Annotated in this window: 22 protein-coding genes and 1 other RNA gene; 15 read left to right on the top strand and 8 right to left on the bottom strand. The window is 66.8% G+C overall.

The features are described from left to right. Positions 1-290: 290 nt before the first annotated feature. From BM365_RS01965 to smpB, 6 genes are all read right to left on the bottom strand, one after another. Positions 291-905, bottom strand: coding sequence for a DUF2894 domain-containing protein (locus BM365_RS01965; RefSeq protein ID WP_093486105.1), 615 nt, complete (start codon positions 903-905; stop codon positions 291-293). Next, on the bottom strand, positions 895-1,542 hold the full coding sequence (locus tag BM365_RS01960; RefSeq protein ID WP_093486103.1) for an OmpA family protein: 648 nt from the start codon (positions 1,540-1,542) through the stop codon (positions 895-897). The genes BM365_RS01965 and BM365_RS01960 overlap by 11 nt, the downstream gene beginning before the upstream one ends. Beyond that, positions 1,539-3,614, bottom strand: a complete 2,076-nt coding sequence (locus tag BM365_RS01955; RefSeq protein WP_093486101.1) for a DUF802 domain-containing protein — start codon at positions 3,612-3,614, stop codon at positions 1,539-1,541. Before BM365_RS01955 ends, BM365_RS01960 begins: the two co-directional genes overlap by 4 nt. 16 nt (positions 3,615-3,630) lie before the next feature. Further along, entirely contained in the window at positions 3,631-4,293 is a 663-nt protein-coding gene (locus tag BM365_RS01950; protein WP_093486099.1) for a DUF3348 family protein, read from the bottom strand. Between the two features lie 99 nt (positions 4,294-4,392). After that, positions 4,393-4,746, bottom strand: a transfer-messenger RNA (tmRNA) gene (ssrA, locus tag BM365_RS01945). Positions 4,747-4,974: 228 nt separating this feature from the next. Next, a complete protein-coding gene (gene smpB / locus BM365_RS01940) occupies positions 4,975-5,463 on the bottom strand; it encodes an SsrA-binding protein SmpB (RefSeq protein ID WP_093486097.1) in 489 nt (162 codons plus the stop codon). A gap of 41 nt (positions 5,464-5,504) precedes the next feature. On the opposite strand from smpB, the gene BM365_RS01935 reads away from it, so the two are divergent. After that, the gene (locus tag BM365_RS01935; protein ID WP_093489391.1) at positions 5,505-5,933 is read left to right on the top strand and encodes a type II toxin-antitoxin system RatA family toxin; all 429 of its coding nucleotides are present in this window, start codon (positions 5,505-5,507) and stop codon (positions 5,931-5,933) included. Between the two features lies 1 nt (position 5,934). Further along, positions 5,935-6,186 carry an RnfH family protein gene (locus BM365_RS01930; protein WP_093489389.1) on the top strand — a complete coding sequence of 84 codons (252 nt, stop codon included), beginning with the start codon at positions 5,935-5,937 and terminating at the stop codon, positions 6,184-6,186. 9 nt (positions 6,187-6,195) lie between these two features. Here BM365_RS01930 and bamE read toward each other — a convergent pair whose 3' ends face one another. Beyond that, the gene (gene bamE / locus BM365_RS01925) at positions 6,196-6,588 is read right to left on the bottom strand and encodes an outer membrane protein assembly factor BamE (protein ID WP_093486095.1); all 393 of its coding nucleotides are present in this window, start codon (positions 6,586-6,588) and stop codon (positions 6,196-6,198) included. 102 nt (positions 6,589-6,690) lie between these two features. On the opposite strand from bamE, the gene fur reads away from it, so the two are divergent. After that, on the top strand, positions 6,691-7,095 hold the full coding sequence (fur, locus tag BM365_RS01920; RefSeq protein WP_093486093.1) for a ferric iron uptake transcriptional regulator: 405 nt from the start codon (positions 6,691-6,693) through the stop codon (positions 7,093-7,095). A gap of 26 nt (positions 7,096-7,121) precedes the next feature. Here fur and recN read toward each other — a convergent pair whose 3' ends face one another. Then, the gene (recN, locus tag BM365_RS01915; protein WP_093486091.1) at positions 7,122-8,789 is read right to left on the bottom strand and encodes a DNA repair protein RecN; all 1,668 of its coding nucleotides are present in this window, start codon (positions 8,787-8,789) and stop codon (positions 7,122-7,124) included. Between the two features lie 126 nt (positions 8,790-8,915). On the opposite strand from recN, the gene hrcA reads away from it, so the two are divergent. The 12 genes from hrcA to carB all read left to right on the top strand — a co-directional run bounded on the left by hrcA (position 8,916) and on the right by carB (position 26,427). After that, positions 8,916-9,965: a heat-inducible transcriptional repressor HrcA gene (gene hrcA / locus BM365_RS01910; protein WP_093486089.1), complete on the top strand. Its 1,050-nt coding sequence runs from the start codon at positions 8,916-8,918 to the stop codon at positions 9,963-9,965. Positions 9,966-10,006: 41 nt separating this feature from the next. Further along, entirely contained in the window at positions 10,007-10,528 is a 522-nt protein-coding gene (grpE, locus tag BM365_RS01905; RefSeq protein ID WP_093489387.1) for a nucleotide exchange factor GrpE, read from the top strand. Between the two features lie 110 nt (positions 10,529-10,638). Beyond that, a complete protein-coding gene (gene dnaK / locus BM365_RS01900; protein WP_093486087.1) occupies positions 10,639-12,558 on the top strand; it encodes a molecular chaperone DnaK in 1,920 nt (639 codons plus the stop codon). 94 nt (positions 12,559-12,652) lie between these two features. Beyond that, positions 12,653-13,774 carry a molecular chaperone DnaJ gene (dnaJ, locus tag BM365_RS01895; protein WP_093486085.1) on the top strand — a complete coding sequence of 374 codons (1,122 nt, stop codon included), beginning with the start codon at positions 12,653-12,655 and terminating at the stop codon, positions 13,772-13,774. A gap of 116 nt (positions 13,775-13,890) precedes the next feature. Continuing rightward, entirely contained in the window at positions 13,891-15,771 is a 1,881-nt protein-coding gene (locus BM365_RS01890) for a DUF3857 domain-containing transglutaminase family protein (RefSeq protein ID WP_093486083.1), read from the top strand. Between the two features lie 19 nt (positions 15,772-15,790). Next, complete coding sequence (locus BM365_RS01885; protein WP_093489385.1) at positions 15,791-16,906, top strand: prephenate dehydrogenase; 1,116 nt, start codon at positions 15,791-15,793, stop codon at positions 16,904-16,906. Continuing rightward, a complete protein-coding gene (locus tag BM365_RS01880) occupies positions 16,903-17,616 on the top strand; it encodes an MOSC domain-containing protein (protein ID WP_093486081.1) in 714 nt (237 codons plus the stop codon). Before BM365_RS01885 ends, BM365_RS01880 begins: the two co-directional genes overlap by 4 nt. A gap of 154 nt (positions 17,617-17,770) precedes the next feature. Then, positions 17,771-19,066 carry a sensor domain-containing phosphodiesterase gene (locus tag BM365_RS01875; protein ID WP_233210780.1) on the top strand — a complete coding sequence of 432 codons (1,296 nt, stop codon included), beginning with the start codon at positions 17,771-17,773 and terminating at the stop codon, positions 19,064-19,066. Positions 19,067-19,111: 45 nt separating this feature from the next. Beyond that, positions 19,112-19,831, top strand: coding sequence for a 4-hydroxy-tetrahydrodipicolinate reductase (dapB, locus tag BM365_RS01870; protein ID WP_093486077.1), 720 nt, complete (start codon positions 19,112-19,114; stop codon positions 19,829-19,831). Positions 19,832-20,057: 226 nt separating this feature from the next. Then, positions 20,058-21,191, top strand: a complete 1,134-nt coding sequence (gene carA, locus BM365_RS01865; protein WP_093486075.1) for a glutamine-hydrolyzing carbamoyl-phosphate synthase small subunit — start codon at positions 20,058-20,060, stop codon at positions 21,189-21,191. After that, the gene (locus BM365_RS01860; protein WP_158253461.1) at positions 21,130-23,163 is read left to right on the top strand and encodes an alpha/beta hydrolase family protein; all 2,034 of its coding nucleotides are present in this window, start codon (positions 21,130-21,132) and stop codon (positions 23,161-23,163) included. The genes carA and BM365_RS01860 overlap by 62 nt, the downstream gene beginning before the upstream one ends. 18 nt (positions 23,164-23,181) lie before the next feature. Next, on the top strand, positions 23,182-26,427 hold the full coding sequence (gene carB / locus BM365_RS01855; RefSeq protein WP_093486071.1) for a carbamoyl-phosphate synthase large subunit: 3,246 nt from the start codon (positions 23,182-23,184) through the stop codon (positions 26,425-26,427). Positions 26,428-26,430 lie beyond the last annotated feature (3 nt).

Genomic DNA, 26,430 nt, shown 5'->3' with positions numbered 1-26,430 from the left:
AGTGTGATCTGTCGAGCGATGAGCTTCGTGGATGGGGCTCGGAATCCGATCTGTCTCACACTGAAAGCCATCGATGGCCTTCGGAGCGCGATCGATGGAGCGCCGGAGGCCGGCGAATGACATTCCGAGGGCGATCTGCCGAGCTCGGCGCCTTGCAGATGGAGCTCGGAAAGCCATCTGTCTCACATTGAGCCCGATTGATGGAGCTCGGAGCGCGATCTTTCTCACACAGAGCGCCACGCGCGCGGCCCGTGCGGTATCGCATGCCTTCGCGAGAGGGGTGTCGCAGGCTACGGAGCCGCGGCTTTCTTCTTGCGGGGTGCGCGACGCGCAGGGCGCGGCGCATCCGTGGCCGCCGTCAGGGGTGCCACGGCCTGCTGGAGCTGTTCCAGCGACGACAGGGTGTCGGCGTAGGCGATGAAGTGCTGCAGATAGCCCGGCGATACCGCACGCATCAGGTGCAGGGCGCGGTGGACCAGCATGCCGGAGTTCAACGGGCCGGCATCGGCTGGCACCTCGTGCAGCGACGCGCGCAGTTGGCTGTCGGTGCGCACCTGCGCCCAGACTTCGCGGGCCTGGGTGAGGGCGGAGGGCGCCAGCGATGTTGCACCGGGCAGCGGCTCGCCTTCGTTGCGCGCCTGCAGCGCGGCGACCAGCGCACGCAGGCCGGTATCACGCACGGGCACGGGTGGCGCACCCGCCGGCCGCTGCGCGAGGCCTTCCGCGTACGCGCGCATCAGCCCGGCGAGGCGGGCGTCCAGCAGGCGACGGGCTTCGCCCTGCTGTGTGGGCACGCGCGCGGCCAACGCCAGCAGGATGTCGAAGCGCGTGGGATCCACGCGATCCGCGCCCTGCGCGCGCCACGCCTGCAACTGCGCCGCCGGTGGCAGGGCGTCACCGTCCATCTTCACCGCTGCGCTTGGCGGGGCGGGGAATGGGGGCGATCTCGACCCGGCGGTTCCGCGCGCGGCCTTCTTCGCTGGTGTTGGCGCTGACCGGTTGCTCGGCACCGAATGCCGCGGCGAACACCGACGAAGACGGCACGCCTTCGTCGATCAGCGTGCGGGTGACGGTGAGCGCGCGTTGCGCGGAGAGGTCCCAGTTGTCGGCGAATTTCTGGTTGCTGCCGCTGACCTGGCGATCGTCGGTGAAGCCGCTGACCATCAGAATGTCCTCGCGCGTGCGCAGGTAGCCGGCGAGCGGTGCGGCGAGGCTCTTCAGCAGGTCGCGGCCTTCGGGCTGCAACCGGTCGGAGTTCAGCGCGAACAGCACGTTGCCGCGGATGCCGATGCGCCCGTCCACCAGCGTCACCCGGCCTTCGGCCAGCGGCGCGGCCAGCGCGTCTTCCAGCGCCTTGCGCTGCTGCGCTTCCTGTTCGCGGCGGCGGGTTTCCTCGTCGAGGCGCTGGGCGAGCTGCGCCTGCACGGCGATCACGCCCACCAGCACCAGTACGAAGGCGCCCAGCAGCACCGACATCAGGTCGCCGAAGCTGGCCCAGACGGGCGCGCCGAGGTCGGCGTCGTCTCCGGTTTCCACGCTCATGCGGCTTCGACCCCGGACAGGCGCTGCAGGTCGACCGTGATCTGGCGCTGCGCGGACAGGCTGAGATCGACGACTTCGCGCGCCTGCGCGACGTAGTAGGCCAGCTGCTCGTCGCTGCGGACCAGCGAGCGCTCCAGCGCGCCTTCGATGGCCTGCAGGCGCTCGAGCAACGCGTCGTTGGTCTGGCCGAAGCGTTCCACCACGCTGCCCAGCGCATCGCCGAGGCCGGCGACTTCGGTGGCGCCGGCGGCGACTTGCGCGGCGACGTGTTCCAGCTTGCCGGTCTCGGCCTGCACGTGGTCGGTGAAGCGCGTGCCGACGCGCTCCAGCAGGTCGGCCGAGGTGGCCACCAGCGCATCGATCGCGGTGCGCTGCTCGGTGGAGGCGTGGTTCACCGCGTCCAGCAAGGTCTGCAGCGTGCCCATCATCTGGGTGCGTTCTTCCAGCAGCGCGGTATCGCGGACCATGCTGTCGGACAGCTTCTGGCGCAGTTCGGCGACCACGTCGGCGGCGGCGCGCGGCGCTTCCGAGGCGACCTGCACCAGCTGCGAGATCTCGGCGATGGTCTGCTGCGCGTGCGTCTGCGCCTGGGTGGTGATGTCGCTGGCGCTGCGCGCGAGCGCATCGCAGATTTCCTGCTGCAGGCGCGCGGCTTCGCCCGCGGTGCGTTCCCAGTCGCCACGCAGGGTGGCGCTCATCGTGGCCAGCTGCGCGGCCCACGCGGCGAGGCGCGCCTCGTCCTGCGCGGCGAGGGTCTGCTGCAGCGACGCGTGCGAGGCGTCCACGGCCTGCACCAGGGCCGTGGCCTGCGTGCGGAAGTCGGCACCGGCGGCGGCCAACGCGTCGGTGTTACGCGAGGCGATGCCGTCGGCCGTACTGGCCTGCTGGGCGAGCGCCTGGGTAAAGCCTTCGGCGAGCGTGGTGGCGGTCTGCTGGAGCTGGCCGGACGCCGCATCGAGCCATGCATTGGCGCGCTGGTCGAACTGCGCCGCCTGCTGTTCGGCATCGCCCTGCAGGCGCGCGGCGAGCGCGTCGTGTGCGTGTTGCTGGCGGGCCAGGGCGTCGTCCCACGAGGCGGCGGCCGCGGTCGTGGTGGCGCCGAAGCCGGTGGTCAGCGCGTCGAGCTGCTGCTGCACGGCGGTGGCGACGGTCTGCTGCAGGGCGGTGGTTTCGCGGGCCAGGCCGGCGAGCGTGCTCTCCATCGCCGGCTGCAGCGCGGCGCCGACCGCACGGGCGCTGCCTTCGACGCCCGCCTGCATCGACGCGACCAGCGTCGCCGACAGCTGCGCCTGCGCGGCTTCGGTGCGGGCGTGGAAACTTTCCTGGCGCGCGGACTGCTGCGCGGCGGCGTCGGTGTTCTGTTGTTCGATGGAGGCGACCATGGCCTGCAGGCGCTCGACCAGTTCCGGCATCAACGCGGCCTGCTGCTGCAGCAGGCGGAACGAGGTCTCGCGCTGGAACGATTGCGAATGCACGTGCAGCGAGGTGGCGATCTCGTCGTCCAGCCGCTGCGCGACCAGCACGCGCTCACGGCGCGCGAGGGCGGACAGCAGGCCCAGCACGGCGGAGGCCGCCACGCCGGCGATCGAGGTGCCGAAGGCGAAGCCCAGGCCTTTCACCGGTGCCGCCAGCGAGCCGCGGATGGCGTCGATGTCGGTGGCGCCTTCGAGCGCCAGGCCGGTGCCGCGCAGGGTGACCATCATGCCCAGCAGCGTGCCCAGCATGCCCAGCAGCACCAGCAGGCCGACCAGGTACGGCGTCAGCGCCGGCGCCGGCAGCGCCACGCGCTCGCCTTCCACGCGCAGGCGCACGGCCTGGCGCAGGCTGGCATGCATCGGCGCGAGCCAGGCTTGCAGCCCGTTGCTCGCCGGTGCGGTGTCGTCGAGCGCGTGGGCGAGGGTGGCGGTGGCCTGGCGGTAGCGAAGCAACTCCACCGCGCCGGTGACATAGCAGGCCCCGATCACGAGGGTGACCACCACGCCCAGCGCGTGCGTGCCGACGTAGCCGACGCCGATCCAGCCGACGATGGCCAGGCCGGCGAGGAAGAGGGCGGTGGAGAGGTGCTGTTTCATCAAGGGCATCCAGGCATCACGAAGGCCGAAGCGCGGCGAGCAGCGCGTCGAGCGGGTGGAAACGGAGGTCGAGTTCGGCGAGCAGGGCGTCCTGCAGGTCGCGCCGGAAAAGCGCCCGCCATGCAGGGCCGGAGGCGGCCTCAGCACCGGCGCGGAGGCGGTCGAAATGCAGCCCGAGCAGGGCCGGCGTGTTGGCGAGCAGGGCGTTCTCGCGCGGACTGAGCGTCATTTCCATCACGGCATCGACCTCGGCCAGGCGGGCCAGGTCGCCGCCACGCTGCGCCAGGGCATCGCGCAGGCGCCCGCGCAGCGGGCCGGTGCCGGTCAGCATGGCGCGCTGGCGTTCGAGGCAGTAGCGACGGTAAGACGCGAAGTCGTCGTCGCCCGCATCAGGTGGCGCACCGCGCAGGATCGCGTCCGACAGCGATGCCCGCACCCGCGCGACGGCGGCGTGATGGGTGTCGTCGGACGCCGGCGCGCCTGCCTCGGGCGCGCCGGCGCCATCGAGCGCCCGCGACAGCGAGACCGCGCGGTTCCAGTCGATCCATTGGCCGAGGCGCTCGGACAGGGCCGGCGTGGCATCGGGGAGTTCGGCGCCGCCCAGGCGGGCGAGGAGGCGGACGAAGGCGGGGGCCGCCGTGGGCGTCCGGTACTGCACTGTGGTCACGCGGTGGCTCAAAAGAGCGGGGATTTTACAGGAACCCCCGCCGCGATGACCCGCCGCCGGGCGCCGGAAACGAAAAGGCCGGACCCTCGCGGGCCCGGCCTTTTCGCTGAATGGTGGAGGTGGGCGGAATTGAACCGCCGTCCGAAGGCACTCCATCCCCGGTACTACATGCTTATCCCCCCGTTGGATCTCGTCCTGCAGCAGCACGGTGGGCGAAGCGCACCGCAGGACCAGCCTGTTTTAGGTTGACCGAGCGCTGACAGGCAGCCACCCCCGGCGATTCCGTGATAATGACCTTACGCTGCGAGCACGGACACAAGCAGTTTCAGGGCTTACGCCTTAAGCGGCGAGAGCGTAGTTGTCGTCGTTGGCAACTAGAGTTTTGCCGCTGGATTTACGAGGAAAGCTGCCCCCTCGGCATGCACCAGGCAACTTCGCAACCCCCGTCGAAGCCAGTGCACCCCCGGGAGTCAGAAACGTCCTGACGAGGACAAGTGTAGGGATGGACCCCGGGCTTCACAAGGCGCGCGCCCTGGCACGTTCAGCCAGATGAGGCGAGAGAACGCTGCTATCCAGGCCGATTCGCATGGACGCACATTCGCGCGTTAGCGCGAATGGGGGATCGGCAGCGAGCGTCGGGCCCCAGGATTCGCAAGGTGCATCTTGAGGATTCCATCGCGTCGCGCGATGGAATCACGCGTTCTTATTGTGCTGGCGCATCACGCGCGATTTCTCGCGGGCCCAGTCGCGGTCCTTCTCGGTGGCGCGCTTGTCGTGGGTCTGCTTGCCCTTGGCGAGCGCGACTTCGGCCTTCACCTTGTTGCCCTTCCAGTACAGCGAGGTGGGCACCAGCGTGTAGCCGTCGCGCTCGACCTTGCCGATCAGGCTGTCGATCTCGTTCCGATGCAGCAGCAGCTTGCGGGTACGGCGGTCGTCGGCGACCACGTGGGTGGAGGCCTGGATCAGTGGGGTGATCTGCGCGCCGAACAGGAAGATCTCGCCATGGCGGACGATCGCGTAGGCCTCGGTGATGTTGGCGCGTCCGGCGCGGATGGCCTTCAGCTCCCATCCCTGCAGGGCAAGGCCCGCCTCGTAGCGCTCCTCGAAGTGGTACTCGTGCCGGGCGCGCTTGTTCAGCGCGATCGTGCCCGTTGCTTTATTCTTGTCCGGTTTCTTTGCCATCCGTCCTATTGTCGCCGAAGGCGGAACCCTACGCGAGCCACATGCACACGATCCGCCGCAGCGCCCTGGTCGAACACTCGGCCACCCGGATGTTCGACCTGGTCAACGACGTGGCGGCCTACCCGCGCCGGTTCGACTGGTGCAGCGCCGCGCAGCTGATCGAGCAGGGGGATGAGCGATTGGTGGCCCGGCTCGACCTGGGCCTGGGTTCGCTGCGGACGTGGTTCACCACCGAGAACGCGCTGGACAGGCCGCACCGGATCGACATGAACCTGGTCGATGGTCCGTTCCGCAAGCTGCACGGGCGCTGGGACTTCCATGCGCTGGACGAGTCGGCCTGCAAGGTCACGCTGACGCTGGAGTTCGAGCCTTCAAGCCGATTGCTCGCGCCGGCGATGGCATTGGGCTTCCAGAGCCTGGCCGACCGGATGGTCGATGACTTCGTTCGGGCTGCGGACCGCGGCGCCTGAGATGCGGGTAGAGGCGATCCGGGCGTGGCCGCACCGTGTGGAGTCGGTGGTGCTGGAGTTACCCGAGGGATCGACGGTCGCGGATGCGTTGGCTGCCAGCGGGTTCGACGGCCTTACGCCGACACAGCCGACAGCGGTCCACGGCGTGATGGCGGACGCTGGCGTAGTGTTGCGTGAGGGCGATCGCGTGGAAGTGCTGCGCCCATTGTTGCTGGATCCGAAGGAAGCGCGCCGCCGACGGGCGCGCAGGTAGCGCCTCGCCTCAGCGGCGACGGCCCTTCTTCTTTTCCTTGGCCAGGTTCGGGCCGAACTTGCGCACGTCCTTGGACAGCTGCAGGTCGGCTTCGGGGAAGTATTCGCCTTCCCAGCTGGCGAGCGTGTCGCCGTTGAACAGCAGGGTGAGGTTCTTCACTTCCGTGGTGCCGCGGCGGTTGGTGCGGTTGCTCGCGGTGTAATCCCAGCGCTGCGCGTGGAACGGATCGGCAATGGACGGGCTGCCCAACAGCGACTGCACCTGCTGCTTGCTCTGGCCCACCTGCAATTGGTCCACCGACGTCTTCTCGAGCAGGCTGCCCTGGTAGATCGGCTGCTTGTAGAGGATGCCGCAGCCAGCGGTGGCGGAAGCGAGGACGGCAACCAGCAGGAATTTGCGCATGGGACAGGTACGGTGGGAAACCGGGCCGATGATACACTCACACGGACCGCCGCAACCGAGCTTCAGGCAGCTGGCGCTAAACCGAGAGTGAACGGAGACGCCATGGAATCGCAGGATCTACGCAAAGTCGGCCTCAAGGTCACCCATCCGCGCATGCGGATCCTTGAGCTGCTGGAGCAGAAGAACCATCAGCATCACTTCAGCGCGGAAGACATTTACCGGCAACTGCTGGAGCACGGCGACGAGATCGGTCTGGCGACGGTGTACCGCGTGCTGACCCAGTTCGAGGCGGCGGGGCTGGTGCTCAAGCACAACTTCGAGGGCGGCCAGGCCGTCTATGAGCTGGATCGTGGTGGACACCACGACCACATGGTGGACGTGGACACCGGCAAGATCATCGAGTTCGAAAGCGGCGAGATCGAGAAGCTGCAGCGCGAGATCGCCGCCAAACACGGCTACGAGCTGGAAGAGCACTCATTGGTGCTCTACGTGCGCAAGAAGCGCTAGTTCGAGATCCCCTAAGAAAACGGAATTCAGACCGCGTTGGCGAGCAGCCGCTTCGCTGCCGCGTGCGCTTCCTTGCTGACTTCCACGCCGCCCAGCATGCGCGCCAGTTCCTCTTCACGCTGCTTCGCGCCCAGCTTCTCGACGGCGCTCTGCGTCATTCCATCCACGGGTGCCTTGCTGACGCGGTAATGCGCGTGGCCCTGCGCGGCGACCTGCGGCAGGTGGGTCACGCACAGAACCTGCCGCTGCGCACCGAGCGCGCGCAGCTTCTGGCCCACGATCTCGGCGACGGCGCCGCCGATGCCGGTATCGACTTCGTCGAAGACCATCGTCGGCACCGCGTCCAGACCCAGCGCCGCGACTTCGATAGCGAGCGAGATGCGGGCCAGTTCGCCGCCTGAAGCGACCTTGCGCAGTGGGCGCGGCGGCTGGCCGGCGTTCGCCGATACCAGGAATTCGGTGCGCTCGGCGCCTGACGGGTCGGGCCGTTCGCCGTCGTGCGGTTCCAGCGCCACTTCGAAGCGCCCACCGCCCATGCCGAGTTCGGCGATCAGCGCGCTGGTGGTGTCGCCGAGCGCCTTGGCGGCGCGCTGCCGCGTCCGGCTGAGTGCATCAGCGGTGGTGCGCCACTGCGTGCGCGCGGCTTCGATCTCGTCGTTGAGCTTGAGCAGGCGTTCGCCGGCGCCACGCAGGGATTCCAGCTCCGCAGCCAGCCGATCGTGCTGCTCCTGCAGGCCGTCCAGTGGGACGCGATGCTTGCGCGCAAGATCGTGGACGCGCACCAGGCGGCGCTCGAGCTCGTCGAGCTGGCCGGGATCGACATCCAGGTCATCGCGCACCTGGCCGAGGAGCGCTAGGGCTTCTTCGATCTGGATCGTTGCGCTCTCCAGCAGGTTGTCGACACCCCGCAGCCGCGGTTCGTGTTCGACCTGGCGGGCCAGGTCCGCACGGGTGTGCTGCAACTGGCGCGAGAACGACGGGCCGTCGTCGCCCGACAGGCCGACCAGTGCGGCGTCGCACGCCGCGATCAGGCCGGCCGCATGCGCCTGGCGGCGATGGCCGGCGACCAGGGCTTCGAGTGCGACGGGCGCCAGGTCCTCGCGCTGGAGTTCGGCGAGCTGGTGCTCGAGATAGTTGATGCGGTCCGAGACGTCGCCCTGGCCCGACAGCTGCTCGCGTTCGCCCAACAGCGCATTCCAGTGACGCGCAGCATCGCGGACGGCGCGCGCCTCGGCCTGGTTGCCTGCATAGGCGTCGAGCAGTTCCAGCTGGCTGTGGCGGGCCAGCAACGCCTGGTGCTCGTGCTGGCCGTGGATTTCGACCAGGCGGCCGGCCAGGTCGGTCAACTGGGACAGGGTGACGCTGCGGCCGTTGATCCACGCGCGGGAGCCGCCATCGGCGCGGATGACCCGGCGCAATTGGCATTGGCCGTCGTCGTCCAACTCGTGGTCGGCCAGCCAGGCGAGGGCGGGCGAGCCGGCCACGGGCTGGAACTCGGCGGAAAGCTCGGCGCGTTCGGCGCCGTGGCGGACCACGCCGCTGTCGGCGCGCAACCCGGACAGGAAGCCCAGCGCGTCCACCAGCAGGGACTTGCCTGCGCCGGTTTCCCCCGAAATGACGGTCATGCCCTCGCCGAACTCGAGTTCGGCAGCGCGGACGACGGCGAAATCCTTGATCGCGAGATGGGTCAGCATGGCGATAGTGTAGGGCCGGGCGATGGCGGTTCGAAGGCGCGCGATGCTCGCCCTCCGGCGTCGCACCGGCCGAGACGGCAAGCAAGGTGCTTGCGGGCGCCTCCGCGTTGGCGCTATCTATGCGGCATGTCGTCGACGTCGCCCCCGCTGGACCCACGCGCCCGCCACCTATTGCGCACGCTGATTTCGCGCTACATCCGCGACGGTGAGCCAGTGGGGTCGCAGACGCTGGCCCGGCACGCGGGCCTGGAGGTCAGCCCGGCCACGATCCGTAACATCCTGGCCGAGCTTGAAGAAGTGGGGCTGCTGAGCTCGCCGCACACCTCCGCCGGCCGCATTCCTACCGCGCAGGGCTACCGGGTGTTCGTCGACAGTCTGGTGCAGGTGAAGTCGCTGGGCGAGGGCGAGGTGGCGCGATTGCGCTCCGAGTTGTCCAGTGGCGCCGGCACCCAGGCCTTGTTGGGCAATGCGTCCGAGCTGCTGTCGGCAATGACCCACTTCGTCGGCGTGGTCAGCGTGCCGCGGCGCGAACAGTTCGCCTTCCGCTATATCGACTTCGTGCCGCTGGATGGCAAGCGGGTGATGGCGATCCTGGTCTTCGCCGACAACGATGTGCAGAACCGGGTCATCGAAACGCGCAGATCCTATGAACGTTCCGAGCTGGAGCGCGTCTCCAATTATCTGAACACCCATTTCGCCGGCCGGCCGCTGGCGGACATCCGCTCCACCTTGCTGCGCGACCTGCGCAGCGCCCAGACCGAGATGGAAGGGCTGCTGGCCGAATCCATCGAGCTGGCCGAACAGGCGCTGACCCCCCCGAACGATGACGTCGTCCTGGCAGGGCAGACCCGCCTGATGGGCGTGCAGGAGCTGTCCGACCTGGAGCGTCTGCGCGACCTGTTCGAGGCGTTCGCGCGCAAGCGCGAGATCCTGCAACTGCTTGAGCGGACGATCCATGCGCCGGGCGTGCGCATCTTCATCGGTGAAGACACCGGCCTGGCCCCGCACGATGGCGTCTCGGTGGTGACTGCGCCCTACATGGCGGGTGGCCAGGTGCTGGGCGTGCTGGGGGTGATCGGGCCCACGCGGATGGCCTATGACCGGGTGATTCCCGTGGTCCAGGCTGCCGCCGATGTCCTCGGGGCAGCCTTGAATCCGGAAACGCCGGCCCCATAGGTTCCCGGTTGGGCGGCTGGACCTGCCGCCAGGGAACCGAAATGAACGAACCGCACGATCACGACACCACGCCGGGCGACGCGCCCGAGTCCCCCGATACCGACGCCGCTCTGCTGGCCGAGCTGGAAACGCTGCGCAACGAGCTCGACCAGTTGCGCGCCACCACGCTGCTGGAGCGCGCCGACCTGGAGAACCAGCGCAAGCGCGTCGCGCGCGATATCGAACAGGCCCGCAAGTTCGCCAACGAGCGTCTGCTGGGCGACCTGCTGCCCGTGTTCGACAGCCTTGACGCCGGCTTGGCTGCGGCTGGTGCCGAGCCGAATCCGCTCAAGGATGGCCTCGAACTGACCTTCAAGCAGTTGTTGAAGGTGGCCGGTGACAACGGCTTGGCCCTGCTGGACCCCACCGGCGAAGCCTTCAACCCCGAACACCACCAGGCCATCAGCCAGGCCGACGCGCCCGGCGCGGCGCCGGGCAGCGTGGTGCAGGTGTTCCAGAAGGGCTACGTGCTCAACGGCCGCCTGCTGCGCCCGGCCCTCGTGGTCGTGGCCAAGCACGACTGAACGGCCTCGCGACGGCGCTTGAACCGCGCCATCGCACCCCTATATCGGGACCATCCACCCGGCCGATCGCCGGGTCCAACATCAGCATTCGCTAGGGAGCGACATCCATCATGGGCAAGATCATCGGCATCGACCTGGGCACGACGAACTCGTGCGTGGCGATCATGGACGGCGGCAAGGCCCGCGTCATCGAAAACTCGGAAGGCGACCGCACCACGCCCTCCATCGTCGCCTACACCAAGGACGGCGAAGTCCTGGTCGGCGCCTCGGCCAAGCGCCAGGCCGTGACCAACCCGAAGAACACCTTCTACGCGGTGAAGCGCCTGATCGGCCGCAAGTTCACCGACGCCGAAGTGAAGAAGGACCTCGACCTGGTCCCGTACGACATCATCGCGCACGAGAACGGCGATGCGTGGGTGCAGACCAACGACGGCAAGAAGCTGTCGGCGCAGGAAATCTCCGCGCGCATCCTGGAAAAGATGAAGAAGACGGCCGAGGCCTTCCTGGGCGAAACCGTCACCGAAGCCGTCATCACCGTGCCGGCCTACTTCAACGACAGCCAGCGCCAGGCGACCAAGGACGCGGGCAAGATCGCCGGCCTGGACGTCAAGCGCATCATCAACGAGCCCACCGCGGCCGCACTGGCCTATGGCCTGGACAAGGGTGAAGGCGGCGCCGACCGCAAGATCGTCGTCTACGACCTGGGTGGCGGCACCTTCGACGTGTCGATCATCGAGATCGCCAATGTCGACGGCGAGAAGCAGTTCGAAGTGCTGGCGACCAACGGCGACACCTTCCTGGGTGGCGAAGACTTCGACAAGCGCGTCATCGATTACCTCGTCGAGGAGTTCCAGAAGGACCAGGGCATCGACCTGCGCAAGGATCCGCTGGCCCTGCAGCGCCTGAAGGACGCCGCCGAACGCGCCAAGATCGAGCTGTCCAGCTCGCAGCAGACCGAAGTGAACCTGCCGTACGTCACCGCCGACGCCTCGGGCCCGAAGCACCTCAACATCAAGCTGACCCGCGCCAAGCTGGAAGCGCTGGTCGAAGACCTGGTGAAGAAGACGATCGAGCCGTGCCGCATCGCGCTGAACGACGCCGGCCTGCGCGCCAGCGACATCGGCGAAGTCATCCTCGTCGGTGGCCAGACCCGCATGCCGAAGGTGCAGCAGGCGGTGGCAGAGTTCTTCGGCAAGGAACCGCGCAAGGACGTCAACCCCGATGAGGCCGTGGCGCTGGGCGCCGCGATCCAGGGTGGCGTGCTGGCCGGCGACGTCAAGGACGTGCTGCTGCTCGACGTGACCCCGCTGAGCCTGGGCATCGAGACGCTGGGTGGCGTGTTCACCAAGATCATCGAGAAGAACACCACCATCCCGACCAAGGCCTCGCAGACCTTCTCCACCGCCGAGGACAACCAGTCCGCGGTGACGGTGCACGTGCTGCAGGGCGAGCGCGAGCAGGCCCGCTTCAACAAGTCGCTGGCCAAGTTCGATCTGTCCGGGATCGATGCCGCGCCGCGCGGCATGCCGCAGGTGGAAGTGTCGTTCGACATCGACGCCAACGGCATCCTGCACGTGTCGGCCAAGGACAAGAAGACCAACAAGGAACAGAAGGTCGAGATCAAGGCCGGTTCGGGCCTGTCCGAGGACGAGATCGCGCGGATGGTGGCCGATGCCGAGGCGCACCGCGAGGAAGACAAGAAGTTCCAGGAGCTGGTCCAGGCGCGCAACCACGCCGACGGCCTGATCCACGCCACCCGCAGCGCCATCACCGAGCATGGCAGCAAGGTGCCGGGCGATGTGATCGGTCGCGTCGAGTCGGCGATCGCCGAGCTCGAGTCGGCGATGAAGGGCGACGAGAAGACCCAGATCGAAGCCAAGGCCAAGGCGCTCGAAGAAGCCGGCCAGTCGCTGTACGCGGCGGCCGCTTCCAGCGAGCAGCCGGGTGCCGGCGGCGCGGGTGGTCCCTCTGCGCCGGCCGACGACGTGGTCGATGCGGAGTTCACCGAGGTGAAGGACGACAAGAAGTAATCCCGGCCCACGGGATGCGGCGAACGGGAGACGTGGCCTGCCACGGCCTCCCGTTTTGCCATCCGGCGACCCTGCGAGACCAGCCAGACAGCACATGAGCAAGCGCGATTACTACGAAGTCCTGGGCGTGGCCCGCGACGCCAGCGACGAAGACCTGAAGAAGGCCTATCGCCGTTGCGCGATGAAGCACCATCCCGACCGCAATCCTGGCGATGCCGCGGCCGAAGCGGCGTTCAAGGAATGCAAGGAAGCCTACGAAGTGCTGTCGGACGGGGCCAAGCGCCGTACCTACGACGCCCACGGCCATGCCGCGTTCGAGCACGGCATGGGCGGCGCCGGCGGTCCCGGCGGCCCGGACATGGGTGACATCTTCGGCGATATCTTCGGCAACATCTTCGGCGGCGGTGGCGCGCGTGCCGCGCGGCGTGGCGCCGACGTCGGCTACGTGATGGAGCTCGACCTGGAGGAAGCGGTTGCGGGTGTCGAGAAGCGCATCGAGATCCCGTCGCTGGTCGCCTGCGAGCCCTGCAAAGGCTCGGGCTCGGCGGACGGCAAGGTCGAGACCTGCAGCACCTGCGGCGGTCGCGGTAACGTGCGCATGCAGCGCGGCATCTTCGCCATGCAACAGGCCTGTCCGGCCTGCGGCGGGCGTGGCCAGACCATCAAGAATCCCTGCACCGAGTGCCATGGCGCCGGTCGCGTCGAGGAAGAGAAGGTCCTGTCGGTCAAGATCCCGGCGGGCGTGGACAACGGCGACCGCATCCGCCTGACCGGCGAGGGCGAGGCGGGCCCGCCCGGCACACCCCCGGGCGATCTGTATGTGGAAGTGCGCGTGCGCGAGCACGACATCTTCCAGCGTGATGGCGACGACCTGCATTGCGAGGTGCCGATCCGCATCTCGCAGGCGGCGCTGGGCGACACCATCCGCGTGCCCACGCTGCACGGCGAGGCGGAGATCCGCGTGCCTGCCGAGACGCAGACGGGCAAACTGTTCCGCCTCCGCGGCAAGGGCGTGAAGTCGGTCCGCAGCCGCAGCGAAGGCGATCTCTACTGCCGCGTGGTGGTGGAAACCCCCGTCAACCTGACGACCGAACAGCGCGAGCTGCTGGAGAAATTCGAAGCCACGTTCGTCGGCGACGAAGCGCGCAAGCATTCGCCCAAATCCGCCACCTTCCTCGATGGCGTTAAGGGCTTCTGGGACCGCATGACGTCCTGAGCCCCCGCGACATCCCGCCGCCCGCGCCTGCGCGCGGCTTGTGGCATCCTGCGACGGCCCCGGCGACCCCGGGGCCGTTTTCATTCACGTCCACGAAGAAGGGAGATCGCGTGCGCATGAACATGGGGAAGAGGTGGGGATGGTTGGCACTGGTCGTCATGGCGCCCGCATGGGCGGCCGATGACCGGCCGTTGCAGGTGGAGCGCGAGTCGACGCGCTTCGTGCTCAATGCCGACGGCAGCTTCGTGCAGGAACAGGAAACCGCGATCAAGGTACTGAAGGACAGCGCCCTGGAGGCGGCCAAGGATGCGTCGGTCAGCTACAGCACCAGCATCCAGAAGGCCGAGGTAGTCGAGGCCTATACGTTGAAGCCCGACGGCCGCCGCGTCGATGTGCCGCGTGGCAACTACCAGGTCAGCAGCAGTTCGGGGCGGGAGGGCGATTCGCCGATCTACTCCGACCAGACGACACTCACCGTCGTGTTCCCGGAGCTCGCTGTCGGCGACACCACGGTGTTCACCTACCGGGTGACCGCAACGCAGCCGATGTTCCCGGGCCACTTCTCGGTGATCCGCAACTACAGCCCGGCGGCGTACTACGGCGACGTCAAGGTCACCATCGACGCGCCGGAGGCCATGCAGGCGACGTGGCGCAACTGGCAGATGACGCAGCCCGCCGTAGAAACCCGCGACGGCCGCCGGATCGTGCGCTGGCAATGGAGCAACCGCCAGCCGGTCGACCGCGAGAGCCTGCGCGATACGGTCTTCACCGCCGATCGCTATCCGGGCTACGCATTTTCCACCTTCGCCAGCTACGTCGACATCGCCGCAGCTTATGGTGGCCCGGCCAACGCCAAGGCCGCGCTGACCCCCCGGTTGCGCACGCTCGCCGCGGAGATCGTGGGCAAGAGCAAGGACCCGCGTGAGACCGCCAAGAAACTCTACGAATGGGTCTCCACGAAGATCACCTATGCAGGCAACTGCATCGGCCTGGGCGCGGTGGTCCCGCGCGACCTGGACGTGGTGCTCGACAACCGCATGGGCGATTGCAAAGACCATGCGACCCTGCTGCAGGCGTTGCTAAAAGCGCGCGGCATCGACAGCACCCAGGCGCTCATCAACGCCGGCGGTACATACACGTTGCCGGACATCCCGGTCGCGTCGGTCGTCAACCACGTGATCAACTACATCCCCAGCCTGGATCTTTACGTGGACTCCACCGCGGCGACGGTGCCCTTCGGCAGCCTGCCGGACGGTGCGGCAGGCAAGCCGGTGTTGCTGGTGGACGGGCATCGCGACGGCACCACCACGCCGGTGACGCAGGTGGGTTCGGAATCACAGAAGCTGCGCACGACCCTCCGGATCCAACCGGACGGTTCGATCAAGGGATCGCAGCGGGTCGAGTTGAGCGGACGCATGGCAGTGGCGGCGCGTGCGCAGTTCCGCAACGTCGGCGCCAGCGATGCCGACAAGCTGGTGCGCAATTACTTCCGCGGGAACGCGCTGAACGCGAGTGGCAAGGTGACGTACGACGACCCCGTGCCGATGCTGGAAACGTTCAACATGGATGCGGACTTTGAAGTCGACCGGATGCTTCCGACGAGCGGCGGCTTCCAGGTGCAGCCCTGGTTCCTCAGTTTCACGCCGGTCTCCATGCTGGTCGCCTCGCAACTCGGCGATCCGGACCAGCCGGCGGGCGAGAGCAGCTGTGGTGCCTACCATTCGGATGAGGAGTACACCTTCGAGTTTCCGGCATCGATGCGGATCGTCGCCGTACCGAAGGACGTCAGTGTGCGCGAAGGTACGCTCAGCTACGTCTCAACGTTCCGGCAGGAGGGCGCACGCCTGCATGTACGGCGCACGCTGGACGACCGCACGCCGGGCCCGGTGTGCTCGCCGGAGTACAACGACGGCTTCGCCCGGGTCATGCGCAAGATCATGCCCGACCTGCGCGCGCAGGTGGTCTACCTGACCGGGGAAGGAGCGGTGCAGCAGTGAGCATTGCCCGGTGCAACGCGTGACGCCCGCCCTCCATCCGCTGATCGGCATCGTCGGCAGCGCCGGTGCGTACGGGCAATGGTTGGCGCGGTTCTTCCGCACACGGATGGGTCTGGAGGTCATCGGCCATGATCCGGCCGATGCCTCAAGCGTGGACGAGGTGGAACTGGTCGCGCGCGCCGACGTACTTGTGTTCTGCGCGCCCATCCGCCACACGGCGGCCCTGATCGCGCGCTACGCCGATATCGCAGGCGGCACGGAATCGGGTCGGCTGTGGTTGGACGTGACCTCCATCAAGGCGGCGCCCATCGCCGCGATGCTCGCCTCGCGGGCCGAGGTCGTGGGCCTGCATCCGATGACCGCACCGCCGAAGGCACCAACCCTGAAAGGCAGGGTGATGGTGGTCAGCGAGGCACGGCTAGAGACCTGGCGACCCTGGGTCGCATCGTTGCTTGCCGCGCTGGAAGCCGAATGCGTGCAGGCAACGCCCGAACAGCATGACCGCGTGATGGCGCTGGTACAGGCGATGGTCCATGCCACCCATCTGGCGCAAGCCGGCGTACTGCGCAACGAAGCCGTGCACACCGGCGACCTGGCGGCGCTGATGCCGTTCCGCTCGGCGTCGTTCGAAATGGATGCCGCCATCATCGCCCGCATCCTGTCGCTCAACCCCGCGATCTACGAAGACATCCAGTTCGGCAACCCCTACGCGGGCGACGTGCTGGCGTCGCTGGGTCGGCAGATCGGGCGCATGGCCGAACTGGTGGGGGAGGGAAGCGATGCGGCACGCGCTGCGTTCCGCCGGGAATTCCTCTCCGACAACCACGACGCGATCGGCGCTGCGATGCTCGCGGAAAGCAACTACAGTTATGAGCGGATCGGGTACCTGCTGGCGGACCTCGCCGGGCGCGAAGCGCTCAGCGTGCACCTCCCGCAGGATCGGCCCGGCTCGCTGCGTGCGCTGCTGCACGTGTTCGAACAGCATGGCGTCAGTTTGTCGTCCATCCATTCTTCGCGCACGCCGGATGGCGAAGTGCATTTCCGTATCGGATTCGATGCGGACGTGGATGGCGAGGCATTGGCGCGTGCCGCGCGCGAGATCGATGCCAGTGGATTGGGCAGGGTATTGCCATGAATTCCAAGACCACCACGACGACATGCGTCATCGAAGACGTCCTCGTCGGCAGGGCCGTGCCATTCACGCGCGCCGGGAGCGTTAGCGCGATCGCCAAGGCGAGCGTGCGTGGGCCTCAACGTGTCACCACATTGGGGCTCGCCGCTGACGAGCAGGGGGACTTGCGCGTTCATGGCGGACCCGACAAAGCGATCCACCACTATCCCCACGATCACTACACGCCATGGCGCGAGGACGTCGGGCCCCATCCGTTGTTGGCAAAGGCAGGCGCATTCGGTGAGAACATCAGCACGACGGGCTTGACCGAAGCTGACGTATGCCTGGGGGATCGCTTCCGGTTGGGGTCGGCGCTGGTGGAAGTGTCGCAATCGCGCCAACCCTGCTGGAAATTGTCCGACCGTTTCGAGATTACGGACATGGCGCGCCGCGTGCAGGACACCGGGCGTACGGGGTGGTACTACCGCGTGATCGAGCCCGGGCAGGTACAGCAGGGCGATGCCATCGTGCTGGAAGCGCGCCCACATCCCGCGTGGCCGCTTTCCCGCTTCATCGACCTGCTGTACCAGCGTGCCATCGAGGTCGACGTGCTGCGTGAAGTGCTCGCGTTGCCCTTGGTGCCGTCGTGGCGGACGCTGTTCGAGCGGCGCCTGGAGCGCGGCGCCGTGGAGAACTGGCAGAAGCGGTTGATCGGTGTTCCACCTGTAGAGTGACCCCGCCTGACGGCTCGGTCGTTTCGTAAATGTGTTTACTCGACATCGCACCGCGGCTCGCTCTAGCATCACGGCCTCAATGCATCGGGGGATGCATCATGTTCATCATCCGCAGGGAGTGTCGGAGATGAGTCGCGATCGAAAAGTAACGTCCTTGTCGTCGGTACGAGTGCCACCGTCCACGCCCGATGCAGGCGGATCCGACGAAGAGGCGATTGCACTGCTGACGCGCATCGTCGCAGCGCAAGGGGAGATCGCCGCGGCCGGCCCCGAACCGCAGGATGTGGTCGATGCCATCACTTACCGCGCGCAGGAACTGACGGGTTCGGCGGGCGCCGTGCTCGAGATCCGGGACGGCGACCTGATGCGCTACTGGTCGGCCAGCGGCATCGCGCAGAGCCAGATCGGCATGACGCTGCCGGTCGAAGGCAGCCTATCGGGACGATGCATCGCGGAAGCACAAGTCTTGCGTTGCGATGACAGCGAGGAGGATCCGCGTGTCAATCGCGATGCCTGCCGCAGCGTAGGCCTGCGATCGATGCTGGTCGCACCGCTCCGGTTCCGTGGACAGGTGGTCGGCGTGCTGAAGGTGTTGGCCGCCACGCCGAATGCCTACGATGAGACCGACTGCAAGACGCTCGAACACTTGAGCACGCTGGTCGCGGCCAGCATGTACAAGGCGATCGAACACGCTCAGATGCGCGCGGCGCTCGAGGCCCGCATGGGACACGGCGAGCGCGACCGCAAGCATGTGAATGATGCCCGCGAGCGCCTGTTGGAAGTGCTGGAACGTCGGCAGATCGCGACCGCACTCCAGCCGATCGTGCGCCTCGCCGATGGCGTTGTCGCCGGTTACGAGGCGTTGGCGCGCTTTCCGATCGAATATGACCTGTCCACGGGGCGCTGGTTCGAAGATGCCGCGCGCAGCGGGCTCAGTGTCGAACTCGAACTCGCGGCGGCCGAAGCGGCACTCGCACACTTGGCGTCGTTGCCGGCGGATGCCTTCTTGTCGATCAACATTTCGCCGGAAACCGCCTGCAGCGACCGGCTTCGGAGCCTCGTCGGCAGGCACGACCTGCGCCGGCTGGTGCTGGAGATCACCGAACACACCGCAGTGGACGACTACGGGCGGTTGAACCAATGCCTCTCCGCGCTGCAGGACCTGGGGGCGCGCATCGCCGTGGACGATACCGGCGCCGGTTTCGCGAGTCTGCGACACGTGCTGCGGCTAGCGCCCGACATCATCAAGCTCGACATCACCCTGGTGCGCGAAGTGGACCAGCGGCCGCGCATGCAGGCGCTCATCGCCGCGTTGCTGACGTTCGCGCAGGGTACGCAGGCCGACCTGATCGCCGAGGGCGTCGAGAACGAGCGGCAGTTGGAGACACTCAAGGCGCTCGGCGTCCCGTTCGCGCAGGGCTTCCATCTGGGATATCCGCAGACGCCCTGAGTCGCGGGGCTACGCCGAGGCGCGAGGGGCCGCTACCATGGCCCCATGAACGCTGCCCCCACACGCTTGCTCATCCACGGTGCCTCCGGCCGCATGGGCCAGGCCCTGCTTCGCCTCGCCGCCGAGCAGCCCGCCCTGTACACCGTCGTTGCCGCCGTGACCCGTCGTTCCCCTGCGCAGCGCGTGGTGGAAGGCGTGCCGCATTTCGCCGCTGCGGAACTGTCGGGCGTGCCCGCGTTCGACGTCGCGATCGATTTCAGCCTGCCCGAAGGCTTCGACCCGATCCTGGCGTTGTGCGTCGAGCGGGTCCTGCCGCTGGTGTCCGGTACGACGGGCATCGATGAGGCCCAGCAGGGGGCGCTCGCAACGGCCGCAACGCGCATTCCGCTGGTGTGGGCAACCAATTTCAGCCTCGGGGTCGCCGTGCTGACCGAGTTGGTGGAACGCGCGGCAGCGGCACTGCCCGGTTGGGATGTCGATATCGTCGAATCCCACCACATCCACAAGAAGGACGCGCCTTCAGGGACTGCATTGACCCTCGGGCAGGCGGCAGGCAGTGCCGGGCAGCCCGTTCACTACGCCAGTCTCAGGGCGGGCGACATCGTGGGGGAGCATACGGTGCAGTTTGCGGGGCTCGGCGAGCGGATCGAGTTGACCCACCGGGCTACCCACCGCGACATCTTCGCGAGAGGCGCGCTGCATGTGGCGCGGATGCTGGCTGGCCGCGCGCCCGGCGCTTACCGCGTGCGCGACCTGCTGGAGTGACACGCTGCATCGCGAGCCGCGCCGCTGTTCAACCTGAACACGCAGCCCCGCTGGGACGCCCGTTTCCCGCGGCCGGGTGCAAAAAACGGTGGCGCTGAACAGGCCTTCCCCGTACAATTCCCGCTCGCCTGTTACCCATCGCCACGGACCGGATGAACGCCGCGTCTGCGGTTTCTTGCAGCCGCAAGTTGGTGGGGCAGGGTTCCTTCACCCCAAGGCGAACCCCGTGACTCGACCCGCAATTCTCGTACTCGAAGACGGCACCGTATTCGAGGGCGAATCCGTAGGCGCAGATGGCCTTTCGGTCGGCGAAGTGGTGTTCAACACCGCGATGACCGGCTATCAGGAGGTCCTGACGGACCCGTCCTACGCCCGCCAGCTCGTCACCCTGACGTACCCCCATATCGGCAACACCGGCTGCACCGACCAGGACGACGAAGCCTCCAAGGTCTGGTGCGCCGGCCTGATCGTGCGCGACGTGCCGCGCCGCCCCAGCAGCTGGCGCAACCAGCAGGCCCTGCCGGAGTGGCTGCAGACCCGCGGCATCGTGGCCATCGCGGGCATCGACACCCGCAAGCTGACCCGCCTGCTGCGTGAGCGAGGCGCCCAGAACGGCGCGCTGATGGCCGGCGACGGTATCGATGTCGAAAAGGCGCTGGAAGCCGCACGCAAATTCCCCGGTCTGAAGGGCATGGACCTGGCCAAGGTGGTCACCACCGACAAGGCTTACCCGTGGCGCGACGGCCAGTTGGACCTGGATCGCAATGCCTTCGTGCAGGCGCCTGCCAAGTACAAGGTCGTGGCCTACGACTTCGGCGTGAAGCACAACATTCTGCGCATGCTGGCCGAGCGCGGTTGCGACGTGACCGTGGTGCCGGCGCAGACCAGCGCGGCCGATGTGCTGGCGCTGCAGCCGGACGGCGTGTTCCTCTCCAATGGCCCGGGCGATCCGGAGCCGTGCGACTACGCGATCACCGCGATCCGCGAGTTCATCGCGCAGAAGACGCCGACCTTCGGCATCTGCCTGGGCCACCAGCTGCTGGCGCTCGCCGCCGGCGCGAAGACCATGAAGATGGGCCACGGTCACCACGGCGCCAACCACCCGGTCCAGGATCTGGACAGCGGCCGCGTCATGATCACCTCGCAGAACCACGGCTTTGCCGTGGACGAAGCTTCGCTGCCGGCGAACGTGCGGGTGATCCACCGTTCGCTGTTCGATGGCACCAACCAGGGCATCGAGTTGACCGATGCACCCGCCTTCTCGTTCCAGGGCCATCCGGAGGCTTCACCGGGGCCGCATGACGTCGCACCGCTGTTCGACCGCTTCGTCGCCTGCATGGAGCAGGCGCGGTCATCGTGAGGGGGATGGCCCAGCGCCATCGATTGTCCGTACCGGGCGGCGGGGGACGCCGCCCCATCTCAGGGAGTGGAAGATGAAAGTGATGGTCCGTGTCTTGTTATTGCTCGTGCTGCTGCCGTTACAGGGTTTAGCGCGTGAAGTGCCGATCCAGGATTTCTTCAAGGATCCGGAGTTCACTTCGATCAGCGTGTCGCCGGATGGCAAGCACATGGCCGTCACCGTCCCGCAGGCGGATCGCACCGTCCTTGCGGTGTTGCGTGTTTCCGATCAGGGCGTCGTAGGCAAGTGGGATTACGGTGAAAACCGTCATTTCCGCCAGGTCTTCTGGGCCAACAACAATCGCCTGCTGTTCTTCGTGACGTTCAAGACCGGACGTTTCGATTTCGAAACATCCAAGGGCGACCTTTACGCCTCGAATATCGACGGCACCGGTCGTATCGATATTCCAAACGGCAACTACTACAGCGTTGTCGACCTTACGCCAGAAGATCCCGATACGATCCTGGTCGAGCGATCGGTCGAAACCTCGTTCCTGTTCAAATTGAACGTGAACAACGGCCGCACGACGACGGTCGCTTCCGCGCCCGTGGAGCAAGGCAGCTTCCTCGTGGATCACGACAGGAAGGTACGCTTCGTGTCGGGTGCCATGAACGATGGCCGCAACGTCACCTATCGCCGCGACGGTGAGAAGTGGACGCTGATCCATGAGAGCGAGCGGAACGGTGCGACCTACATGCCACTGGGCTTTGACGCCGAGAACAAGCGCGTCTACATGGCGAAGGGCGAGCAGGGCAAGCCCGAATCCATCGTTCTGCTGGACATCGACAGCCGCGAGGAGACACAGCTGTCTAGCAACGGCACGGTCAGTCCGTCGGGCTATCTTTGGAGCAGTGACGAGAAGACGCTGCTCGGCGTCTGGTACGAAGACGGCGTTCCGTACTGGGACTGGGTAGCGCCCGAACATCCCGAAACCAAGGTGTATGCCGGCCTCGTGAAGGCGTTCCCGGGCAAAGCCGTGCGCTTCCTGCGGCCATCCCAGGATGGGCGCTACTTTGGCATGAGGGTGTTCGCGGACACGTTGCCGTCCGAGGCTTACCTGTTCGATAGGCAGGCAGGCAAGGCCAAGTTCCTGGCAGCCAGCATGGACTGGATCAAGCCCGAGGAAATGTCGCCGATGAAGCCCATCGTGGTGAAGGCGCGCGACGGTCTGCCGTTGCACGGCTACATCACGATCCCCAAGGACAGCAACGGCAAGAACCTCCCGCTGATCATCAATCCACATGGTGGTCCACACGGTCCCCGCGACGACTGGGGTTTCAACCCAGAAGTGCAGCTGTTCGCTAACCGCGGTTTTGCCGTCCTGCAGATCAACTACCGCGGCTCCGGCGGTTACGGGAACGCGTTCGAGGGCATGGGCTACCGCAAGTGGGGTACGACCATGCAGGACGACCTTACCGATTCGGTGAAGTGGGCAATCGCCCAAGGCATCGCGGACCCGAACCGGGTCTGCATTTACGGTGCGTCCTATGGCGGATACGCGGCGCTGATGAGCGTGGTGCGCGAACCCGATCTGTACCGCTGCACCGTCGGCTACGTGGGCGTTTACGACCTCGACGCGCAGCGTAGTGCGGACTTCATGGAGCGCGAGAGCGGCCGGAACTATCTTAAAGACGTCTACCCGCCGACCGCCGCCGAGCGGATGGCGCAGTCGCCGGCTTTCGGCGTAGAACGCATCAAGGTTCCGATCCTGCTGGTCCATGGCGAGAAGGACGTGCGCGTCCCGATCAAGAATATGCATTTCCTGATCTCGCAGCTTGCCAAGGTCGGCAAGAAGCCCGAGGACGTGATCGTGGAGAAGAAGGAAGCGCACGGATTCCGCGACCTGCAGAACAACGTCAACCTCTACACCAAGATGCTGGCGTTCTTTGACAAGTACATCGGGCCCAAGGCGCAACCCGCCGCGGCCCAGTAACCCTGGAAGCAGTCCCCCATGCCCAAGCGCAACGACCTCAAAACCATCCTGATCATCGGTGCAGGCCCGATCGTCATCGGCCAGGCCTGCGAATTCGATTATTCCGGCGCCCAGGCGTGCAAGGCATTGCGCGAGGAGGGGTATCGGGTAGTGCTGGTCAACAGCAACCCCGCGACCATCATGACCGACCCGGAGATGGCGGACGCGGTCTACATCGAGCCGATCAACTGGCAGACGGTCGAGAAGATCATCGCCAAGGAGAAACCCGATGCGCTGCTGCCCACCATGGGTGGGCAGACCGCGCTGAACTGCGCGTTGGACCTGGCGGACAATGGGGTGCTCGAGAAGTACGGCGTCGAGCTGATCGGCGCCAAGCGCGACGCCATCCGCATGGCGGAAGACCGCGAGCTGTTCCGCGTGGCGATGGGTGAGATCGGCCTGGAGTGCCCGAAGGCCGCGGTTGCGCACACGCTCGAGGAAGCGCTGGAAATCCAGACCCGCGTCGGCTATCCCACCATCATCCGTCCCAGCTTCACGCTGGGCGGCAGTGGTGGTGGCATCGCGTACAACCGCGAGGAACTGGTCGACATCGTGACCCGCGGCCTGGAACTCTCGCCGACGACCGAAGTACTGGTGGAAGAGTCGGTGCTGGGCTGGAAGGAGTTCGAGATGGAAGTGGTCCGCGACACTGCGGACAACTGCATCATCGTGTGCTCCATCGAGAACCTGGACCCGATGGGCGTGCATACCGGCGACAGCATCACTGTCGCTCCTGCGCAGACGCTGACCGACAAGGAATACCAGCGTCTTCGCGACGCTTCCATCGCGGTGCTGCGCAAGATCGGCGTGGATACCGGCGGCTCGAACGTGCAGTTCGGCATCAATGCGCAAACCGGCCGCGTCGTCGTCATCGAAATGAACCCGCGCGTGTCGCGTTCGTCGGCGCTGGCGTCCAAGGCGACCGGCTTCCCGATCGCCAAGGTCGCCGCCAAGCTGGCGGTGGGCTACACGCTGGATGAATTGAAGAACGAGATCACCGGCGGCAAGACGCCGGCCTCGTTCGAGCCGGCGATCGACTACGTCGTCACCAAGATCCCGCGCTTCGCGTTCGAGAAGTTCCCGCAGGCCGATGCTCGTCTCACCACCCAGATGAAGTCGGTGGGCGAGGTGATGGCGATGGGTCGCACCTTCCAGGAATCGCTGCAGAAAGCACTGCGAGGCCTGGAAACCGGCAAGGTCGGCCTCGACCCCACCGGACTGGACCTGGCCGACGAAGACGATCTGGCCAAGCTGCGCCGCGAGCTGAAGGCGCCCGGTCCGGAACGTTTGTTCTACGTGGCCGACGCCTTCCGGGCCGGCATGAGCGTCGAGCAGGTGCACGCGCTGTCGTTCATCGACCCCTGGTTCCTCGACCAGATGGAGGAGATCATCGCGGCGGAGCAGCAGCTCGCCGCTGATGGCCTGGGCTCGCTGGACAAGGCGCGCATGCGCCGGTTGAAGCGCATGGGCTTCTCCGACGCGCGCCTGGCCCAGCTGGCCGGCACCGACGAGGCCGCCGTGCGCGTGCTGCGCAAGGCGCTGGGCGTGAAGCCGGTCTACAAGCGGGTGGACTCCTGCGCAGCCGAGTTCGCGACCGACACAGCCTATCTGTATTCGACCTACGAGGACGAGTGCGAGGCCAAGCCCACCAACCGCGACAAGATCATGATCCTCGGTGGCGGCCCCAACCGCATCGGCCAGGGCATCGAGTTCGATTACTGCTGCGTGCACGCGGCGCTCGCGCTGCGCGAGGACGGGTTCGAGACCATCATGGTCAATTGCAATCCGGAAACTGTCTCCACGGACTACGACACGTCCGATCGCCTGTACTTCGAGCCCCTGACGCTGGAAGACGTGCTGGAGATCGTGGAGCTCGAGCAGCCGAAGGGCGTCATCGTGCAGTACGGCGGCCAGACGCCGCTGAAGCTGGCGCGCGCGCTCGAAGCCAACGGCGTGCCGGTCATCGGTACCAGCCCCGACTCGATCGATCTGGCCGAGGACCGCGAACGGTTCCAGCAACTGGTCGACAAGCTCGGCCTGAAGCAGCCGCCGAACCGCATCGCCCGCAACGACCAGGAAGCTCTTCTGCTGGCACGCGAGATCGGCTATCCGCTGGTCGTTCGCCCGTCCTACGTGCTGGGCGGCCGTGCGATGGAAATCGTGTACGGCGAATCTGACCTGGCGCGCTATGTGCGCGATGCGGTCAAGGTATCCAATGATTCGCCGGTGCTGCTGGACCGCTTCCTCGACAACGCGGTCGAAGTGGACGTGGACATCATCGCCGACGCTGAAGGCAACGTCCTGATCGGCGGCGTGATGGAGCACATCGAAGAGGCGGGCGTGCACTCGGGTGATTCCTCGTGCTCGCTGCCGCCGTATTCGCTGTCGGCGAAGACGCAGGACGAGTTGCGCCGCCAGGTGGTCGAGTTGGCCAAGGCACTGAAGGTCGTCGGCCTGATGAACACCCAGTTCGCCATCCAGGCGAGCGAAGACGGCAGCGACGACATCGTCTACCTCCTGGAAGTGAACCCGCGCGCCTCGCGCACCGTCCCGTTCGTCTCCAAGGCCACCGGCATGCCGCTGGCCAAGATCGCGGCACGCTGCATGGCCGGCAAGACGCTGGCCGGGCAGGGCGCGACGAAGGAGATCGTGCCCGACTACTACTCGGTCAAGGAAGCGATCTTCCCGTTCGCCAAGTTCCAGGGCGTGGACCCGATCCTCGGACCGGAGATGCGTTCCACCGGTGAAGTGATGGGTGTGGGCCGCAGCTTCGGCGCCGCGATGGCGCGCGCGCAGGAAGCCGGCGGTATCAAGGCACCGCCGGTGGGCAAGGTGTTCATCTCGGTACGCGATCCGGACAAGAAGCGCGTGTTGCCGGTGGCGCAGGAACTGGTCGCCCGTGGCTACTCCATCGTCGCCACCGCAGGCACCGCGGCGTGGCTGCGCGAGCGTGGCATCGACTGCACCCAGATCAACAAGGTGCTGGAAGGCCGCCCGCACGTGGTGGACCTGATCAAGAACGGCGAAATCGTGTATATCGTCAACACCACGGAAGGACGCCAGGCCATCGCCGACTCGTTCTCCATCCGGCGCGAGGCCCTGCAGCACCGCGTCACCTATTCGACCACCGTCGCCGGCGCCAAAGCGCTGGTGCATTCGCTGGAATACCGCGGGACAGGCCCGGTGCTGGCGTTGCAGGAACTGCACAAGGAGCTTCAAGGGTGAGAG

The organism is Pseudoxanthomonas sp. YR558 (genome assembly GCF_900116385.1).
GTDB lineage: Bacteria > Pseudomonadota > Gammaproteobacteria > Xanthomonadales > Xanthomonadaceae > Pseudoxanthomonas_A.
The sequence above is the reverse complement of the archived record's forward strand: the minus strand, read 5'-3'. Positions and strand labels throughout refer to the sequence as shown.